The 17,162-nt window shown below is 70.5% G+C and carries 18 protein-coding genes and 4 pseudogenes; 13 read left to right on the top strand and 9 right to left on the bottom strand.

Going from position 1 to position 17,162, the window contains the following annotated elements; translation table 11 throughout:
* Positions 1–244 (bottom strand): hypothetical protein (locus tag BJF79_RS55360; protein WP_262401910.1); only part of this gene is annotated, 244 nt, incomplete at its 3' end.
* Between the two features lie 116 nt (positions 245–360).
* On the opposite strand from BJF79_RS55360, the gene BJF79_RS12300 reads away from it, so the two are divergent.
* A complete protein-coding gene (locus BJF79_RS12300; RefSeq protein WP_262401909.1) occupies positions 361–1,290 on the top strand; it encodes a DsbA family protein in 930 nt (309 codons plus the stop codon).
* Positions 1,291–1,304: 14 nt separating this feature from the next.
* Entirely contained in the window at positions 1,305–1,502 is a 198-nt protein-coding gene (locus BJF79_RS12295; RefSeq protein WP_075897181.1) for a hypothetical protein, read from the top strand.
* A gap of 95 nt (positions 1,503–1,597) precedes the next feature.
* Here BJF79_RS12295 and BJF79_RS12290 read toward each other — a convergent pair whose 3' ends face one another.
* Both BJF79_RS12290 and BJF79_RS12285 read right to left on the bottom strand, forming a co-directional pair.
* Positions 1,598–2,599 (bottom strand): aldo/keto reductase family protein, encoded by a 1,002-nt coding sequence (locus tag BJF79_RS12290; RefSeq protein ID WP_075897179.1) that lies wholly within the window; start codon positions 2,597–2,599, stop codon positions 1,598–1,600.
* A 51-nt stretch (positions 2,600–2,650) separates the two neighbouring features.
* Positions 2,651–3,226: a DUF3043 domain-containing protein gene (locus BJF79_RS12285; protein WP_075897177.1), complete on the bottom strand. Its 576-nt coding sequence runs from the start codon at positions 3,224–3,226 to the stop codon at positions 2,651–2,653.
* Positions 3,227–3,357: 131 nt separating this feature from the next.
* On the opposite strand from BJF79_RS12285, the pseudogene BJF79_RS12280 reads away from it, so the two are divergent.
* The 4 genes and pseudogenes from BJF79_RS12280 (at position 3,358) to pspAB (ending at position 6,063) form a co-directional block, all read left to right on the top strand.
* Positions 3,358–4,160, top strand: a pseudogene (locus BJF79_RS12280) (PspA/IM30 family protein).
* Positions 4,157–4,435, top strand: a complete 279-nt coding sequence (pspAA, locus tag BJF79_RS12275) for a PspA-associated protein PspAA (RefSeq protein WP_075897175.1) — start codon at positions 4,157–4,159, stop codon at positions 4,433–4,435. Before BJF79_RS12280 ends, pspAA begins: the two are co-directional and overlap by 4 nt.
* A 183-nt stretch (positions 4,436–4,618) precedes the next feature.
* A complete protein-coding gene (htpX, locus tag BJF79_RS12270) occupies positions 4,619–5,491 on the top strand; it encodes a zinc metalloprotease HtpX (protein WP_083733371.1) in 873 nt (290 codons plus the stop codon).
* Positions 5,492–5,493: 2 nt separating this feature from the next.
* A complete protein-coding gene (gene pspAB, locus BJF79_RS12265) occupies positions 5,494–6,063 on the top strand; it encodes a PspA-associated protein PspAB (RefSeq protein WP_075897171.1) in 570 nt (189 codons plus the stop codon).
* Positions 6,064–6,079: 16 nt separating this feature from the next.
* On the opposite strand, the gene nadA is transcribed toward pspAB, so the two are convergent.
* Positions 6,080–7,234: a quinolinate synthase NadA gene (nadA, locus tag BJF79_RS12260; protein ID WP_075897169.1), complete on the bottom strand. Its 1,155-nt coding sequence runs from the start codon at positions 7,232–7,234 to the stop codon at positions 6,080–6,082.
* Between the two features lie 234 nt (positions 7,235–7,468).
* On the opposite strand from nadA, the pseudogene BJF79_RS12255 reads away from it, so the two are divergent.
* Positions 7,469–7,824 (top strand): annotated as a pseudogene (locus BJF79_RS12255) (HesB/IscA family protein).
* A gap of 299 nt (positions 7,825–8,123) precedes the next feature.
* Complete coding sequence (locus BJF79_RS12250) at positions 8,124–9,110, top strand: carbohydrate kinase family protein (protein WP_075897167.1); 987 nt, start codon at positions 8,124–8,126, stop codon at positions 9,108–9,110.
* A gap of 65 nt (positions 9,111–9,175) precedes the next feature.
* On the opposite strand, the gene BJF79_RS12245 is transcribed toward BJF79_RS12250, so the two are convergent.
* Positions 9,176–9,481 carry a sulfurtransferase TusA family protein gene (locus BJF79_RS12245; RefSeq protein ID WP_083733370.1) on the bottom strand — a complete coding sequence of 102 codons (306 nt, stop codon included), beginning with the start codon at positions 9,479–9,481 and terminating at the stop codon, positions 9,176–9,178.
* Between the two features lie 85 nt (positions 9,482–9,566).
* On the bottom strand, positions 9,567–10,715 hold the full coding sequence (locus BJF79_RS12240; protein WP_075897165.1) for a cysteine desulfurase family protein: 1,149 nt from the start codon (positions 10,713–10,715) through the stop codon (positions 9,567–9,569).
* Between the two features lie 179 nt (positions 10,716–10,894).
* On the opposite strand from BJF79_RS12240, the gene coxB reads away from it, so the two are divergent.
* From coxB to BJF79_RS59565, 5 genes and pseudogenes are all read left to right on the top strand, one after another.
* The gene (gene coxB / locus BJF79_RS12235; RefSeq protein WP_262401908.1) at positions 10,895–11,680 is read left to right on the top strand and encodes a cytochrome c oxidase subunit II; all 786 of its coding nucleotides are present in this window, start codon (positions 10,895–10,897) and stop codon (positions 11,678–11,680) included.
* Positions 11,677–13,382: pseudogene (ctaD, locus tag BJF79_RS12230) on the top strand (cytochrome c oxidase subunit I). The gene coxB and the pseudogene ctaD overlap by 4 nt, the downstream one beginning before the upstream one ends.
* A gap of 3 nt (positions 13,383–13,385) precedes the next feature.
* Positions 13,386–13,796, top strand: a complete 411-nt coding sequence (locus BJF79_RS12225; protein ID WP_075897161.1) for a cytochrome c oxidase subunit 4 — start codon at positions 13,386–13,388, stop codon at positions 13,794–13,796.
* Between the two features lie 135 nt (positions 13,797–13,931).
* Positions 13,932–15,101, top strand: a complete 1,170-nt coding sequence (locus BJF79_RS12220; protein WP_075897159.1) for an Ig-like domain-containing protein — start codon at positions 13,932–13,934, stop codon at positions 15,099–15,101.
* On the top strand, positions 15,065–15,196 hold the full coding sequence (locus BJF79_RS59565; RefSeq protein ID WP_262401907.1) for a hypothetical protein: 132 nt from the start codon (positions 15,065–15,067) through the stop codon (positions 15,194–15,196). Before BJF79_RS12220 ends, BJF79_RS59565 begins: the two co-directional genes overlap by 37 nt.
* A gap of 7 nt (positions 15,197–15,203) precedes the next feature.
* On the opposite strand, the gene BJF79_RS12215 is transcribed toward BJF79_RS59565, so the two are convergent.
* The 3 genes and pseudogenes from BJF79_RS12215 to BJF79_RS55355 all read right to left on the bottom strand — a co-directional run.
* Entirely contained in the window at positions 15,204–16,205 is a 1,002-nt protein-coding gene (locus BJF79_RS12215) for a M48 family metallopeptidase (RefSeq protein ID WP_262401906.1), read from the bottom strand.
* 287 nt (positions 16,206–16,492) lie between these two features.
* Positions 16,493–16,774: a hypothetical protein gene (locus tag BJF79_RS57200; protein WP_187356991.1), complete on the bottom strand. Its 282-nt coding sequence runs from the start codon at positions 16,772–16,774 to the stop codon at positions 16,493–16,495.
* Positions 16,771–17,162, bottom strand: a pseudogene (locus BJF79_RS55355) (hypothetical protein); the annotation flags it as partial. The pseudogene BJF79_RS55355 and the gene BJF79_RS57200, both read right to left, overlap by 4 nt.

The following is a 17,162-nucleotide window of genomic DNA, read 5'->3' as shown; positions in this document are numbered from 1 at the left end:
CGCGGTGCCGGTCACCGCCGCCGGGCGCGGCGCCGGGCGTGCCACTGGTCGTGGCGCCGGACGTGCCGCCGGTCGTGTTGCTGGACGCGGTTTCCCGTGCGGCGGCGGCGTTCGCCTCGATCGCGCGCGAGGCGGCCGCGGCGCTCGCGGTTCGGGGCGCGCTCGTCTCGGTTCCGTTCGTAGCGGTTTCGCTTGCGGAGGCTTCGGGGGCGGTGCTCTGGGGGGCGTTGACTTCGGTGTTCATGTCGGTGGACGACTCTACGGCGGACCTCGCGCCGTTAGTCTCACGGGAGGACTTCGCTATTACGGCGGAACTCCTATCGCCCCACGGAACAGACAAAGCGACCGAAGGAGACACGGGTGGGCTACCCCCCGAACCCCCCGAATCCGCCGTTCCCGCCGCCTCCGCCCGGTGCGCCTCCGCCCGGTGGGCCCCCGCCCGGCGGCGCGCCCTGGCAGCCCGGCCCGATGGGGCCTCCGCCGCCCCGGCCGGGCGGCGGCAAGACCGGGCTCATCCTCGCGATCGTCGGCGGCGGACTGGCGCTGGTCGTCCTCCTGGTGGTGGGCGTCGCCGTGATCCTCGTCGGCAACGAGGACGACGGCGGTGGCGGCGGTGTCTCTTCCGGCGGCGAGATCCAGTTGCAGGTCGGCGACATCGTCGGCGGCGCGAAGGCCACGCCGCGTCCGGACGGCAGCCTCGCGATGGCGCGGCCCGGCGTCTCGTCCCCCGTCGTGGACATCTACGCCGACTTCGCCTGCCCGCACTGCGGCACGTTCGACAAGGCGAACGACCCGATGCTCAAGAAACTGGCCGTCGACGGCGGGGCCCAGGTCGTCTTCCACCCCATGGTGATCTTCAACGAGACGATGGAACCCGCGCACGGCAACGCGCTGCGGGCGGCGGCCGCGCTGCGCTGCGTCGGGAACGGGGCGCGATGGCTGTCCTACCAGGACGCCCTCTACGAGCACCAGCCGGCGTCCCTGCAGACCGAGGGCTACGACCTGAGCGAACTGGTGTCCATCGGCACAGAGGCGGGGGTGGCCGACGCGCAGTTCGAGGAGTGCGTGCTCGACCAGTGGTATGCCGAGGACGTCGAGCGGGTCAGCCAGGGGTACATCGACGGCGGCGTGAGCGGGACGCCCACCGTCCGCGTGAACGGGACCGCCCTCGGGCAGGACGAGATCTCCACGCCCGAGGCGCTGCGTCGCGCATCGAGGCCGCCTCCTGACGGGCTACGCTCACGTTTCACGGCGGTAGGGCATGTGAACGGGACGGGCACGCGGCACTAGGGAGGGCGAGCGCGATGGCGTGGAGCTGGCGTTTGGAGACGGCCGACGGCCGCACGGTGGGCATGTCGGACGAGTCGTTCTCCACCCAGGCGGACGCGGAGAGCTGGCTGGGCGAGAACTGGCGGAGCCTCCTCACCGGCGGCGCCGACAAGGTGACGCTGCTGGAGGGCGACACGGCCGTGTACGAGATGAGCCTGCACGAGCCGGAGTGACCGGCCGGGCGGAGTGACCGGCCGGGCGGAGGATCGGAGGCCGCGGGCCCCGGGGAACCGGGAGCGCCGCGGCCCTCGTGCGTCCGGGGGGAAGCTCAGGGACGGGACTCGGGGCTGCGGGTCCGCGCCGGGTCGCGGATCACCACCGGGCCGAGCACGTCGTCGATCCGCCGCAGCACGTCGGCGTCCAGCTTCACACCGGCGGCCTTCACGTTGTCGCGGACCTGCTCGGGACGGGACGCGCCCACGATCGCCGCCGACACGTTCGGGTTCTGCAGCGTCCACGCGATCGCGAGCTGCGCCATCGACAGCCCCAGCTCGTCGGCGATCGGCCGCAGTTCCTGCACGCGGGTCAGCAGGTCGTCGCTCATGTACCGGCGGATCATGTCGGAGCCGCCCTTGTCGTCGGTCGCCCGCGACCCCTCGGGCAGCGCCTGCCCCGGCTTGTACTTGCCGGTCAGGACGCCCTGCCCGATCGGCGACCAGACGATCTGGCCGATCCCCTCGCGCTCGCACAGCGGGACGACCTCGTCCTCGATCACCCGCCAGAGCATCGAGTACTGCGGCTGGCTGGAGACGATCCGGTCGAAGCCCATCTCGTCGGCGATCTTCAGCGCCCGCTCGATCTCCTCGGCGCGCCACTCCGACACGCCGACGTAGAGGACCTTGCCCTGCCGGACGAGGTCGTCGAACGCGCGGAGGGTCTCCTCCAGGGGCGTCTCGTAGTCGAACCGGTGCGCCTGGTAGAGGTCGACGTAGTCGGTGCCGAGGCGGCGCAGCGACCCGTTGATCGACTCCATGATGTGCTTGCGCGACAGCCCCCGGTCGTTCTGGCCGGGGCCGGTGGGCCAGAAGACCTTGGTGAAGATCTCCAGCCCCTCGCGGCGCTGGTCCTTCAGCGCCCGCCCGAGGACTTCCTCGGCGCGGGTTCCCGCGTAGGCGTCGGCCGTGTCGAAGGTGGTCACGCCCTCGTCGAGCGCCGCGCGCACGCACAGGTTCGCGGCGTCCTCCTCGACCTGGGAGCCGTGGGTGAGCCAGTTGCCGTAGGCGATCTCGCTGATCTTGAGACCGCTCCTGCCCAGGTGTCTGAACTCCATGCTCCAGACCCTAGCCCGCCGCGCTTCCCGGCGGATCCGGGCGCGGGACGGTCAGAGCTCTTCCTTCTCGCCGATCTTCACCTGCGGGGCGGGGACGCGCAGCCGGCGGATCTGCATGGCGCGCATCGCCGCGTACATCCCGACGCCCTTGCGGCTCTCGTCGGGGAACCGCTCGGCGGCCAGCTTCTTGATGCCGCGGCTCAGCAGCAGGCCCTCGCCGAACACCGCGAGCAGCAGCACCGGCGGCGCGAACAGCACCAGCAGGCGGGCCGCGGGGATCGGCACCAGGCTGAGCATCACGATCGCGAGCATGGCGTACATGAGGTACGAGCCGACCGTCCGGCGCGAGTCGACGTAGTTGCGGGCGAGCCTGCGGACCGGGCCCTTGTCCCGCTTGAGCAGGTACTTCTCGTCGCCCTTCTGCATCCCCTCGCGGGCCTTGACCCGGTCGGCGGCCTGCCGCTCCCGGACCTTCTTGTATGCCTCTTTGCGGTTGGACGGAGCCGTGATCGGCTGCCGGTTCCGCTTCTCGGCGTCCCGCCGTTTGGGCGTGGGACGGCCCTTTCCTCCCGGCTTTACTACCTGAGGAGGATTCGGAGGGGCTTCCTGGGTACGACGCTTGAACACGGGATCAGCCTACCGGCTGCGAACGTCGTGACTGCCTCGCACGTTACCGCGTAGGGTGATAAGAACCCCAGCAGTGGTCATTGAGCCCAGTTTGCGACTGAGCGACAGCACGAAGGGACCGGCGCCGCGCGATGAGCGTGATGAAGCGAATGTCGATGATCTTCAAGGCCAAGGCGAACAAAGCCCTGGACCGAGCCGAGGATCCTCGCGAGACGCTCGACTACTCCTACCAGCGTCAGCTGGAGATGCTGCAGAAGGTCCGTCGGGGAGTCGCCGACGTCGCCACCTCGCGCAAGCGTCTCGAGCTGCAGATCAACCAGCTCGAACAGCAGCAGGAGAAGCTGACCGACCAGGGCCGCAAGGCGCTGCAGGTCGGCCGTGAGGACCTCGCCCGCACGGCGCTGGAGCGCCGCGCCGGGATCGAGAGCCAGCTGAACGACCTGCGGGCGCAGTACCAGCAGTTGCAGGGCGAGGAGGAGAAGCTCACGCTCGCCTCCCAGCGGCTGCAGGCCAAGGTCGACTCCTTCCGCACCCGCAAGGAGACCATCAAGCCACCTACACGGCGGCCGAGGCCCAGACGAAGATCAACGAGGCGTTCTCCGGCATCTCCGAGGAGATGGGCGACGTCGGCCTGGCGATCCAGCGGGCCGAGGAGAAGACCGAGACGATGAAGGCGCGGGCCGGCGCGATCGACGAGCTGCTGGAGTCCGGCGCCCTCGAAGACTTCTCCGGCCCGAAGGACGACATCCAGGCCGAGCTCGACCGGCTGGGCGCGGGCAGCGGCGTCGACCTGGAGCTGGAGCGGATGAAGGCCGAACTCGGCCAGGGGCCCGCTCCGAAGGAGCTGAACGAGGGCACCCCGAACGCGCAGCAGCAGTCGCAGGTCGACACCTCCAAGCAGGCGTGGCCGCAGCAGCCCGGGGGTGCCCAGTGATCGTCCGGTTGATGGGCGAGGGGCAACTGGACGTCGCCGCGGACGACCTGACGGCGCTCAACGCGCTCGACGACGAACTCGAGGCGGCGATCGAGTCGGGCGACGAGACGACGTTCCGCGCCGCGCTGGTCGCGCTGCTGGACAACGTCCGCAAGGTCGGCAAACCGCTGCCCGCCGACAGCCTGGCGCCGTCGGAGCTGATCCTGCCGCCCGCGGACGCGCACATCGACGAGGTGCGGTCCATGCTCGGCGACGAGGGGCTGATTCCGGACTAGGCGGGGAGCCGGGGGCCGGGGAACGGCTACGGGAAGTCACGGGGCTGATCACCGAGAGCGAAAGGGACAACCGGCACAAAAGTCGCCGCTCGCGCGTTCTTCCTGGTGAACGGGGTTTATACCGGGGGGTGGTGGCCACATGGCCAAGACTCGTTACGCGCCGACCGGGGGCTGACGTCACGGATGCTCGTGACCATGTTCCTGCTGGGGCTGGTCTATGTCGTTTTCGTGACGGCGTTCTTCGTGCTGGCGCCCAAGTGGGGCGTGTTCGCGCTGGCCGTGGCGGTGGTGTTCCTGCTCGCCCAGTACTTCTTCTCCGACCGGATGACGCTGTTCGCGATGCACGGCCGGGTCGTGTCGCCGGAAGAGGCGCCGGAGCTGCACGGGGTGATCGACCGGATCTGCGCCATGTCGGACGCGCCCAAGCCCAAGGTCGCGATCGCCGTCAGCGACGTGCCCAACGCCTTCGCGACCGGCCGGAGCCAGAAGAAGGCCGTCGTCTGCGTCACCACCGGGCTGCTGCGCCGGCTCGACCCGGTGGAGCTGGAGGGCGTCCTCGCGCACGAGATGGCGCACGTCGCGCACAAGGACGTCGCGGTCATGACGATCGCGTCGTTCCTCGGCGTCTGCGCGGGCCTCATCACCCGGTTCGGTCTGCAGATCGGCCTGTTCGGCGGCTTCAACCGGCGGAGCAACGACCAGAACACCGGGCTGATCCTGCTGGCCGTGGTCGGCGCGAGCGCGCTCGCCTACGCCGTCAGCTTCCTGCTCACCCGGGCGCTGTCGCGCTACCGGGAGCTGTCGGCCGACCGGGCCGCCGCGCTGCTGACCGGACGGCCGTCGGCGCTCGCGTCCGCGCTCACCAAGGTCACCGGCGACATCGCCCGGATCCCGACGAACGACCTGCGGTCGGCGCAGCCGTTCAACGCGTTCTTCTTCACCCCGGCGCTCGGGCGCGGGGTCAGCGTCTCGTCGCTGTTCTCCACCCACCCGCCGCTGGACAAGCGGCTCGCCCAGCTCGGCAAGATCTCCGACCAGCTCAGCAGGGGGGCCTGACCGTGGGATTCCTGGACACGCTGCTCGGCCGCTCCAAGCCGGCCCGTCCCGACCTCGACCGGATGTTCGCGCTGTCGACCGCCGCGGTCACGCTGGAGGCCGCGACGGGATTCACCCCGACCGGCCTCGGCTCGGTGTGCTTCCGGGCCGCCGAGGGCGGCGCGTTCGCCCGCCTGCAGGACGACGTCCGCGAACTGCTGGACGCCGACGAGGGCCCGCCCGTCGAGCTGAGCACCGACACCTACGGGTACACGTGGCTGCTCGCCGAGCACCGTCCGGACGAGCTGCCCGACCTCGTCACCGACCTGCACGCCGTCAACTCCACCCTGGAGTCCGGCGGGTTCGGCCCGCACCTGCTGTGCTCCCTGGCCGGGTTCCGCGGGACGGACGGGCGGCGCCTCGCCCTCGTCTACCTCTACAAGCGCGGCACCTTCTACCCGTTCGCCCCGATGCCGGGCGACAAGCGGGACAACGCCCTGGAGTTGCAGGTGCGGAGCGCCGTGGGGGCCGACCTCCCGTTCGAGGACGACCTGGGCCGCTGGTTCCCCGTCTGGGGCGCGCCCGGCCTGTGAAGCCGGGCGCCCCCGGTCACGGCAGGGCGAGCATCTGGTCGAGGGCGACGCGGGCGTAGTGCGCGGTCTCCTCGTCGACCGTGATGACGTTCTCGACCTCGTCCCGCGCGAGCGACTCCAGCGACCGCACCAGGTGGGGCAGGTCGATGCGGTTCATCGTCGAGCAGTAGCAGACCGTCTTGTCGAGGAACATGACGTTCTTGTCGGGGTGCGCGTTCGCCAGCCTCCGGACGAGGTTCAGTTCGGTTCCCACGGCCCACGACGACCCGGGCTCGGCCGCGTCGAGCGTCTTGATGATGAACTCGGTCGAGCCGATCAGGTCGGCGGACGTCACCACCTCGTGGCGGCACTCGGGGTGCACCAGCACGTTCACGCCGGGGACGCGCGCGCGCACGTCGTCCACGGACTCCTTGGAGAACCGGCCGTGCACCGAGCAGTGGCCGCGCCAGAGGATCATCTTGGCGTCCCGCAACTGCTGCTGCGTGAGGCCGCCTTCCTTCCGGTGCGGGCTGTAGACGACGCAGTCGTCCAGCGAGAAGCCCATCTCCAGGACGGCGGTGTTGCGGCCGAGGTGCTGGTCCGGCAGGAACAGGACCTTCTTGCCCTTCGCGTATGCCCAGTCCAGCGCGCGCTTGGCGTTGGACGACGTGCACACCACGCCGCCGTGCCGTCCGACGAACGCCTTGATGTCGGCCGAGGAGTTCATGTACGTGACGGGCACCACGTCGTCGGCGACGCCCGCGTCCTCCAGGACGTCCCAGCAGTCCTCGACCTGGTCGAAGGTGGCCATGTCGGCCATCGAACATCCGGCGGCCAGGTCGGGCAGCACGACCCGCTGGTGGCCGGCGGTGAGGATGTCGGCGGACTCGGCCATGAAGTGGACGCCGCAGAACACCACGTACGGGGCCTGCGGGCGCGCCGCGGCCTCCCGGGCGAGCTTGAACGAGTCGCCGGTCACGTCGGCGAACCGGATGACCTCGTCCCGCTGGTAGTGGTGGCCGAGCACGAACACGCGGTCGCCCAGCGCGGCCTTCGCGGCGGCGGCCCGCTCGACGAGACCGGGGTCCGAGGCGGGCGGCAGCTCGCCGGGACAGTCCACGCCGCGTTCGCTGGCCGGGTCGGCGCCGCTGCCGAGCAGCAGCAGGGGCAGGTCGCGCACCGGTGTGCTCACGAGGATCTCCCTCCGGGCGACAGACTTATCGTCGCTTTGACGACTAATGATGGCACATCCGGGCGTATACGCCGATGTGACGTAGACCGCACACGATCCGGGTGTTCAAGACGGGCGATAAGCGGAATGGCCCTGTAGCGAGGTACGTTGTCCTACGGGAAGGGGCGTACGCGTCCTCGGAGGACAAGCGCAAACCGCCGCAACGCGGCGCAGCGAGACCCGGGAGCTGAACACATGACGGTTTCAGGCGAGACCACGCAGGAGACCACGGGCGTCATCATCACCGACGCCGCCGCGGAGAAGGCCAAGGGCTGCTCGAGCAGGAGGGTCGCGACGATCTCGCGCTGCGCGTCGCCGTGCAGCCGGGCGGCTGCTCCGGCCTGATCTACCAGCTCTTCTTCGACGAGCGGGAGATGGACGGAGACCAGGTCCAGGACTTCGACGGCCTGTCGGTGCGCGTCGACCGGATGAGCGCGCCCTACCTGACCGGCGCCACCATCGACTTCGTCGACAGCATCGAGAAGCAGGGCTTCACGATCGACAACCCGAACGCCTCGGGCTCCTGCGCCTGCGGCGACTCCTTCAACTGACGACCGAACCCGCCCGGCCGAGCCCGGCCCCGCCGAGTCCTGCTCGGCGGGGCCCGCCGGGCGGGCCCGCTCGTCCGGGCCCGTTCCGTCGGCTCCGTTCCGTCGGCTCCGTTCCGTCGGATCCGTCCGGGTCGGCGGGTGCGGGGCATCGGGGACGGCCGGACGATCGGGATGATCTGTCCGCGCCGTCCCTTTTCGGTTGCCCACCGAGGTGATCGGCCGCCGCGGCAAGTAGGCTTTCCGCGTCTGGAAAAGCCGGTGAAACAGCCGGACGACGACCTCGACGAGGAGAGCGACGCGTGCGCATCGCCGTGACCGGTTCCATCGCGACCGACCATCTGATGACCTTCCCAGGGAAGTTCACCGACCAGCTCCTGCCCGACCAGCTCGACCGGGTGTCGCTGTCCTTCCTGGTGGACGAACTGGAGATCCGCCGCGGCGGCGTGGCCGGGAACATCTGCTTCGGCATGGGCAGCCTCGGCAAGGAGTCGATCCTGGTCGGCGCCGTCGGCGACGACTTCGCCGACTACCGCTCCTGGCTGGAGCGGCACCGGGTCGACACCGCCTCGGTCCACGTGTCCGAGTTGCACCACACCTCCCGGTTCCTGTGCAACACCGACCAGGACCAGAACCAGATCGCCACGTTCTACGCGGGCGCGATGAGCGAGGCCCGCACCATCGAGCTGAAGCCGGTCGCCGACCGCGTCGGCGGCCTCGACCTGGTGCTGATCAGCCCGAACGACCCCGAGGCGATGCTGCGGCACACCGACGAGTGCCGCACCCGCTCGATCCCGTTCGCCGCGGACCCGTCCCAGCAGCTCGCCCGGATGGAGGGCCCGGAGGTGCGCCGCCTCCTCGACGGCGCCGAGTACCTGTTCACCAACGAGTACGAGAAGGCGCTCTGCGAGGAGAAGACCGGCTGGTCCGGCGAGGAGATCCTCTCCCGCGTCGGCGTCCGCGTCACCACCCTCGGCGCCAAGGGCGTCGTCATCGACCGGGCGGGCCAGGAAGGCATCCACGTGCCGTGCGTCCCCGTCGAGTCCGTCGTCGACCCGACCGGCGTGGGCGACGCGTTCCGCGCCGGTTTCCTGTCGGCGCTCGCCTGGAACCTGCCGCTGGAGCGCGCCGCGCAGGTCGGCAACACCATCGCCGCGCACGCCCTTGAGGCCGCCGGTCCGCAGGAGTACACCCTCTCCCGCCAGGCGTTCCTGGACCGCTTCGCCGCCGTCTACGGCGAGCAGGCGTCCGCCGAGGCCGCCCCGCACGTCACCTGCCCCAACCCGTAAGACCCCGGGACGAACGGACGACCGGGCGGCCGCACCCGCCCGGTCGTCCGTTCGCGTGCGGCGGGTCAGTACGTGCGGCGGATGTGGAAGCCCCAGCCGCCCTGTTCGAGGGTCTCCTCGCGCACGAAGTCCTGCGACTTCATCCGGCACCAGGCGGGAACGTCGGTGCGGGCCGCGGGATCGTCGGCGAGGACGGCGACGACCTCCCCGACCGGCACCTCGCGGATCCGCTCGGCCAGCATGATGATGGGGATCGGGCACTTGCGGCCCAGCGCGTCGATGACCAGCACGGGTACCGGGCCGGTCGGCTCGGGGGCGGGGACGGGCGCCGCCGCGGGCTGCCGGTTCTTGGCGCGGCCTCGGAACCTCATGGGCGGGACCGCCTCCCTGTCTCGGGGGTCGTGGGGATGCCGGAGGGCCGGCCGGAAGGCCGGGCGGGGGACCGGACGGGACGGATCACTGCGGGGTCGCTCCCAGGTCGGCGCGGAGCCGGGCGACGGTGCCGGGGAGCACGGCCAGGAAGCGTTCGACGTCCGCCGCCTCGGCGTCGCGCGGAAGCGATACCCGCACGTTCCCATGGGTGATCACTCCCATCGCCTCCAGCACATGACTGGGACGCAGCGTATCCGCCGTGCACGAACTGCCCGACGAAACCGCGAAACCCAGCCGGTCCAGTTCGGTCAGCAGCGCCTCGCCCTCCACGTACAGGCACGAGAACGTGACCAGGTGCGGCAGCCGCCGGACGGGGTCGCCGATCACCTCGACGTCGGGGACGGCGCGCGGCACCTCGGCCCGGATCCGGGCCACGAGCGCCGACAGCCGCTCCGCGTCCGCCGCCATGTCCAGGTGCCGCGCCTCCAGCGCCGCGGCCGCGGCGGCAGCGGCGGGCACGTTCTCGAACCCGGGGACGCGGCGCGCCCCCCGCTCGTCGGCGGGCAGCGGGGAACGCCACCGCGTCCCCTTGCGGATCGCGAGCACCCCGACACCGGCGGGCCCGCCCCACTTGTGCGCGCTGCCCGCCAGCAGCGACCAGCCCGCCGGGACGGCCGCGCGCCCGAGCGACTGCGCGGCGTCGGTGCACAGCGGGACGCCCGCCGCCCGGCAGTGTTCGGCGACCTCGGCGACCGGCTGCAAGGTGCCGACCTCGTGGTTCGCGGACTGCAGGCAGGCGAGCGCGGTGTCCGGACGCAGCGCCGCCGCGAACTCGGCGGGATCGACGCGTCCGGTCCGGTCGACACCGACGAACGTGACTTCGCCGCCGTCCTGCTCGTGCAGTTCGGCTGCGTGCAGGACGCTCGAATGCTCGACCGCGCTCACCACCAGGTGCGAGCCCGCTCGACGGCGCGCGCGCAGACCACCGAGGACGGCCAGGTGCACCGCCTGCGTCCCCGAAGACGTGAACGACACCTCGTCCGGACGGACGCCCAGCACGTTCGCGACACGCGCGCGGGCGCGGTCGAGGAGGATGCGGGCGCCGCGCGCCGTACCGTAGAGCCGAGCCGGGTCGGCCCAGCCGGAGTCGAGCGCGTCCAGCAGTGCGGCACGCGCGGCTGGATGCGGCGGTTCGGTGGAGGCGGCGTCGAAATAGCCGCTGGTTCCGGCCATGGCGGAACACTAACCGGGCACCCGATCGGGGGTGTGCGCGACCCTCGCGCTAGGGTGTCCAACGCACGTGTAACAGCAGAACTACACCGCCCGGCAGGCCCGGGCTTCATCCGTGGGGAAGGCATTCCGTGAGTCCGACCCGCTCTAGGGAGCGGCGTACGCCTGTGCGCAGTCGCCGCGTGATCACAAGCGCCGGCGCGCTAGGGCTGCTGGCGCTGACCGCCACCGCGTGCAGCGGTGAGGCGGCCCGCCTCGGCATGCCCGAGCCGATCAGCATCCAGGGCGAACGCATGCTGAGGCTCTGGCAGGGCTCCTGGATCGCGGCGTTCGCCGTCGGGGCCGTCGTCTGGGGCCTGATCATTTGGGCGGTGGTGTTCCACCGCAAGCGTTCCGACGACCTGCCGCCGCAGGTCCGCTACAACATGCCGATCGAGATCCTCTACACGGCGGTCCCGTTCGTCATCATCGCGGTCCTGTTCTATTTCACGGCGCGCGATCAGAACTTCGTCGAGAAGACCACTGACAAACCGGACGTCGTCGTCGACGTCACGGCCTTCCAGTGGAGCTGGCAGTTCGACTACGTCGAGAACGGGCAGAGCGTCGCCACCGTGGTCGGCCAGCCGGTCGCCCCGAACGGCCCGGCGCCCGCCAAGCCCGTCATGACGATTCCGGCGAACGAGACGGTCCGCGTCCGGCTGCAGGCCAACGACGTCATCCACTCGTTCTGGGTCCCGGCCTTGATTTACAAGAAGGACGTCATGCCGGGCTACACCAACGAGTTCGAGTTCACCGCGAACAAGCTCGGCACCTATGAGGGCCGCTGCGCCGAACTCTGCGGTGTCGACCACAGCCGGATGCTGTTCCAGCTGAAGGTCGTCACGCCGGAGCAGTACGACAAGTTCATCGCCGACGCCAAGGCCGAGAAGCAGGCCGCGCCGGCCCAAGCCGCGGGGGGTGCCAATTGACGACGATCAGCAAGGCACCGAGCGCGCCGGTCTCCGCGTCGCGGACGAGCAAGGGGCGCATCATCGCCTCGTGGCTGTCGTCCACGGACCATAAGACGATCGGCTACCTCTACCTGATCACGTCGTTCTTCATGTTCCTGATCGGTGGCGTGCTCGCCCTGGTCATGCGCGCCGAGCTGTACAAGCCCGGTCTGGGCGTCGTCAGCAACGAGCAGTTCAACCAGCTGTTCACCATGCACGGCACGATCATGCTGCTGATGTTCGCGACGCCGCTGTTCGCGGGCTTCGCCAACGTCATCATGCCGCTGCAGATCGGCGCGCCGGACGTCGCGTTCCCGCGCATGAACATGCTGGCGTACTGGCTGTTCCTGTTCGGCAGCCTCATCGTCCTCGCGGGGTTCCTGACCCCGAACGGCGCCGCGAGCTTCGGCTGGTTCGCCTACGCCCCGCTGTCGAACGCGGTCCGCTCGCCGGGCATCGGCGGCGACATGTGGGTGCTGGGCCTGGCGATGTCCGGTTTCGGCACCATCATGGGCGCCGTCAACTTCATCACCACGATCCTGTGCATGCGGGCGCCCGGCATGACGATGTTCCGGATGCCGATCTTCACCTGGAACATCCTGCTGACCTCGATCCTGGTCCTGCTCGCGTTCCCGGTGCTGGCCGCGGCGCTGCTGGCCCTGGAGGCCGACCGGAAGTTCGGCGCGCAGGTGTTCGACGCCGCGCACGGTGGTGCACTGCTATGGCAGCACCTCTTCTGGTTCTTCGGGCATCCGGAGGTCTATATCATCGCCTTGCCCTTCTTCGGCATCGTGACTGAGATCCTCCCGGTGTTCAGCCGCAAGCCCGTCTTCGGCTACATCGGCCTGGTGTTCGCCACCATCAGCATCGCGGGCCTGTCCATCACGGTCTGGGCGCACCACATGTACGTGACCGGCCAGGTCCTCCTGCCGTTCTTCTCGTTCATGACGTTCCTCATCGCCGTACCGACAGGCGTGAAGTTCTTCAACTGGATCGGGACTATATGGAGAGGCCAGCTGCGTTCGAGTCACCGATGCTCTGGTCTCTCGGCTTCCTCGTCACGTTCCTGTTCGGTGGCCTGACCGGCGTCATCCTCGCGTCGCCGCCGATGGACTTCCAGCTGTCCGACTCCTACTTCGTGGTGGCGCACTTCCACTACGTCGTGTTCGGCACCGTGGTGTTCGCGATGTTCGCGGGCTTCTACTTCTGGTGGCCGAAGTGGACCGGCAAGATGCTGAACGACCGTCTCGGCAAGGTGCACTTCTGGCTGCTGTTCATCGGCTTCCACGGCACCTTCCTGGTGCAGCACTGGCTCGGTGCCGCGGGCATGCCCCGCCGGTACGCCGACTACGCGGCCGAGTTCGAGGCCCTGAACCAGGTCTCCACGATCTTCTCGTTCATCCTCGGCGCCTCGATGATCCCGTTCTTCTACAACGTGTACATCACGTGGAAGAAGGGCAAGCGCGTCGAGGTCGACGACCCGTGGGGCTACGGGGCGTCCCTGGAGTGGGCGACGTCGTGCCCGCCGCCGCGGCACAACTTCAACTCGATCCCGAAGATCCGCTCCGAGCGGCCGGCGTTCGACCTGCACCACCCGCACGTGGGGGCGAAGGGCGAGCTGGCGGGTGCGGCCAGCGGGTCCGGATCGTCCGGCGGCTCGGACGTCTCGAAGGGAGACTGACCGATGCGCGTTCAGGCGTTCATGTTCTACGGCTGCGCCCTGTTCTTCCTCATCACCGACGTCGTGTACTGGTACTGGTCGAACGACTGGACCGGGACGACCGCGCTCGCGCTGGCGGTCGGCCTCGCCGGGCTCATCGGCTTCTACATCCACTTCACGGTGCGGCGCCTCGAACGGGCCAACGCGGGTCCGCTGTACGAGGACGACCCGGAGGGCAACATCGCGGACGCGGCCGGTGAGCTGGGCTTCTTCAGCCCGCACAGCTGGTGGCCGCTGTACGTGGGCCTGTCGGCCGCGACGATCGCGCTGGGTCTGGTGTTCGGCTGGTGGCTGTTCATCATCGGCGTCGTCGCGATCCTCATGTCGACGGTCGGGCTGGTCTTCGAGTACTACCGGGGTCATTTCGCCCACTGATCGGTAAAAACCGCCCATGAAGGGCCGGTATCCGGAATTTCCCGGGTACCGGCCCTTTCACATACTGGGCGTCGCTCCAGCGACCGGGCCGGAGCGGACGAAATGGGCGCCCAGCGAACGACCGGGGGGTCCACTGTGCGGTTTCGTTGCTCAGGACCGAGGGACCGGGGACGGCGGGCCGTCGCGCTGCTCGTCGGCGTCGGGGCGGCGGCGGCCGCGGGATGCACGGCACAGGACGGCCCGACGGCCGAGGCCGTCGAGCTGACGGTGTCGCCGCGTCAGGGCGGGACGGTGGCGCCGGACGTCCCGATCGCCGTGCAGGCGCGCAGCGGCACCATCGCGGACGTGACGGTGTCGAGCGGCGGCAAGGCCGTCGCCGGGAGCCTGAACGAGGATCGGACGGCGTGGCGGTCGCGCTGGGCGCTCACGCCCGGGCAGACCTACACCGTGAGCGCGACGGCGCTCGGCGAGGACGGGCGCAGCCGGACGCTGCGGAGCCGGTTCGCCACCGCGAAGGCGGAGCAGACGAACCCGATGACGCTGGAGGCGCCGGCCGACGGGGAGACCGTCGGCGTCGGCATCCCGATCGTCATGAACTTCGAGGAGCCGGTGAAGGACAAGGCGGAGGTCGAGCGGGCACTGGTCGTCCGCTCGAACAAGCCCGTCGAAGGAGCCTGGCACTGGGTCGACGAGCAGCAGGTCGTGTTCCGTCCGAAGGAGTACTGGCCCGCGCACACGAAGGTGTCGTTGCAGGCCCATCTGGCAGGGGTGAGCACCAGCAAGGGCGTGTACGGCGGCAAGAACCAGAACATCGACTTCACCGTCGGTGACTCCCAGATCAGCACCGCTGACGAGGACTCCCACAAGATGGTCGTGAAGGTCAACGGCAAGAAGGTCCGCACCATCCCCACCAGCATGGGCGACGGGTCGGAGCGCAGGTTCACCACGACCAACGGCGTCCACCTGGCGATGCAGAAGGACGACCCCGTCACGATGACGTCCTCGTGGATGGGGATCGCCCCGGGGAGCGCGGGGGGCTACAGCCTGACCGTGTACGACTCCGTGCGGATCTCCGACAGCGGCGAGTACGTCCACAGCGCGCCCTGGTCGGTCGGCAGCCAGGGATCGTCGAACGTGAGCCACGGCTGCATCAACGTCAGCCCGTCCAACGCGGAGTGGTTCTACAAGATGACCAACCGCGGCGACCCCATCATCGTCACGGGCACCGACCGGGAGCTGGAGCCTACAACGGGTGGAGCTACTGGCAGATGGACTGGAAGAAGTGGGTGCAGGGCAGCGCGCTGAAGCGGTCGGTGAAGACCGGCCCGAACGCCGACCCGGCGACCCTCTCGGCGCAGGCCGACGACAAGGCGGCCGAGGAGGAGCCGGCCGGCAGCTGACGGCCGGTCACCCGCCGGTACGCGGCGGCGGGACCCGGACGCCGTGCAGGCGCGCCCAGTCGCGCGCCATCGCGATCCGCTCGGGTCCCGCCGGGTGCGTCATCCACAGGAACCGCTCGACGGGGTTCGGGCTCAGGTCGGAGATGTTGCGGACGGACAGCTCGTGCTGCATCGACACGAACGTCCGCGGATCCCGCGTGAGGTCGAGCGCGTGGACGTCCGCCCGGGCCTCGATGCGGCGGCTGACGAGGTTCTGCACCGGCGCACCGACCTGCATCCCGACCGCCACCAGCGCCAGGACCAGCGCGACCGACCGCGGGTCCGCGGCCCCGCCGCCGTCGCCGTCCGCCGCGCCGCGCGGGACGACCCCGGCCCGGCGCAGCAGGCGCGGCGACGTCATCAGCGGGTACAGCAGGCACACCGCGCCCGCGACGGCGAGCGCGCCCACGAGCGTTCCCCACAGCACGTCCCGGCTGTCGGCGTGGCCGAGCTCGTGCCCGACGATCGACTCGACGCGCTCGGGCGGCGACTCCAGCAGCGTGTCGTACAGGACGATCCGGCGCGTGGAGCCGAACCCGGACACGTAGGCGTTCAGCGAGGTCGTCCGGCGGGACGCGTCGGCGACCAGGACGTCCTCGACGGGCACGCCGTCGCGTTCGGCCATGGCGAGCAGTTCCGTGCGCAGCCGCCCCTGCGGCAGCGAGTGGAACTCGTTGAAGACCGGCTCGACCACGACGGGGTAGGCGAACGACGCCGCGACGACGAGCGTGAAGGCCCCGGCGGCCGCGCCCGTCCACCAGTAGCGGGGGAAGCGGCGCACCAGCGCGTACAGGAGCAGCAGGACGATGCCGTAGACGACCCACGTGAGCCCGAGCGACTTCAGTTCGTCCACGAACCACGCGGACCAGCTCTGCGTGGAGAGGCCGTAGTCGCGCAGGACGGTCTCGCCCCAGACGTCGAACGGCAGCCCGACGACCCACAGGAGCGTCGTCACCGCCACGGTCGCCACGAGGACACGTACCGCGCGCGGACGGAAGACCCTCCACACTCCCCGGGGAGAACCGCGCTCGTGCTCCGGCTCCGCCGGGTCGTGTTCCTCTGGGAGGTCGGCCCTCTGCACGCTCGGGGAAGAGCCGCGCTCGTGCTCTGGCTCCGCCGGGTCGTGTTCCTGCGGGGGGACGTCTTCCCGAACCTTCCGGGATCGGGCGCGCTCGCGCGCTCGCTCCGGGCGGTCATGCCGTGGCGGGTTCGGCACGCGTGCCGTGACGAACCGGATGAGCCGGGCGCCCAGCGGCGTCAGCCCGAGGACGAGGATAAGGACGAGCCCGGCGGCGAGCCCCGCGTACGCGGGCGGGTTGATCGCGGCGTCGAACGCCGCGCTGCGGGCGATCTCGGCGGCGGAGTAGTCGCCGCCGGGTCGGGCCGGGCGCCGCCGCCGGGGACGGGGCCGGGCAGCGGGTTCCAGGGGGTGGTCAGGGCCAGCACGGTCCCGACTCCGGCGAACAGCGCGGCGGCGGCGACGGTCGCGGCGATCCGGGGGCGCCGCAGCCGCGGGTGCCGCTCGCTCGCCTCGCTCACGTGAGCTCCTTCTCCAGGTAGTCGAGCCACATCGCGGTGAAGCGGTCCGGGGCGAGCCCCAGTTCGTCGCGCAGCGCGGTGTTCACGGGGGTGCGCCCGGCGGCCCGGTAGAGCCGGACGAGCGTTGCCTCACCGTACCGCTCCGCGATCATCCGGCAGGCGAGCCATGCCTCCTGGTACGCCTGCGACAGGCGCCGCCGCGCCCGCGAAGTCGTCCGGTGCGGGCAGCCGCGCGGGCGCCGTCCGGCCGCGACCTCGCGGCGCAGTTCGGCGGCGGCGTCGCGGACCCCGATGTCGGCGTCGCGGTAGCCGAGGTAATCGGCGAACCCTTCGATGAGCCACAGCGGGGTGGTGCCGTCGCGGGCGCGCCGGTCGCGACGTGGGTCAG

It is taken from the genome of Actinomadura sp. CNU-125, assembly GCF_001942465.1.
Lineage (GTDB): Bacteria > Actinomycetota > Actinomycetes > Streptosporangiales > Streptosporangiaceae > Spirillospora.
The sequence above is the reverse complement of the archived record's forward strand: the minus strand, read 5'-3'. Positions and strand labels throughout refer to the sequence as shown.

What these genes read in the sequence shown, in the direction of transcription:
- BJF79_RS12295 (WP_075897181.1), top strand. Translation starts at nt 1,305, where the DNA reads ATGGCGTGGAGCTGGCGTTTGGAGACGGCCGACGGCCGCACGGTGGGC.
- BJF79_RS12290 (WP_075897179.1), bottom strand. Translation starts at nt 2,599, where the DNA reads ATGGAGTTCAGACACCTGGGCAGGAGCGGTCTCAAGATCAGCGAGATC.
- htpX (WP_083733371.1), top strand. Translation starts at nt 4,619, where the DNA reads ATGCTCGTGACCATGTTCCTGCTGGGGCTGGTCTATGTCGTTTTCGTG.
- BJF79_RS12245 (WP_083733370.1), bottom strand. Translation starts at nt 9,481, where the DNA reads ATGAGGTTCCGAGGCCGCGCCAAGAACCGGCAGCCCGCGGCGGCGCCC.
- BJF79_RS12240 (WP_075897165.1), bottom strand. Translation starts at nt 10,715, where the DNA reads ATGGCCGGAACCAGCGGCTATTTCGACGCCGCCTCCACCGAACCGCCG.
- BJF79_RS12225 (WP_075897161.1), top strand. Translation starts at nt 13,386, where the DNA reads ATGCGCGTTCAGGCGTTCATGTTCTACGGCTGCGCCCTGTTCTTCCTC.
- BJF79_RS59565 (WP_262401907.1), top strand. Translation starts at nt 15,065, where the DNA reads ATGGACTGGAAGAAGTGGGTGCAGGGCAGCGCGCTGAAGCGGTCGGTG.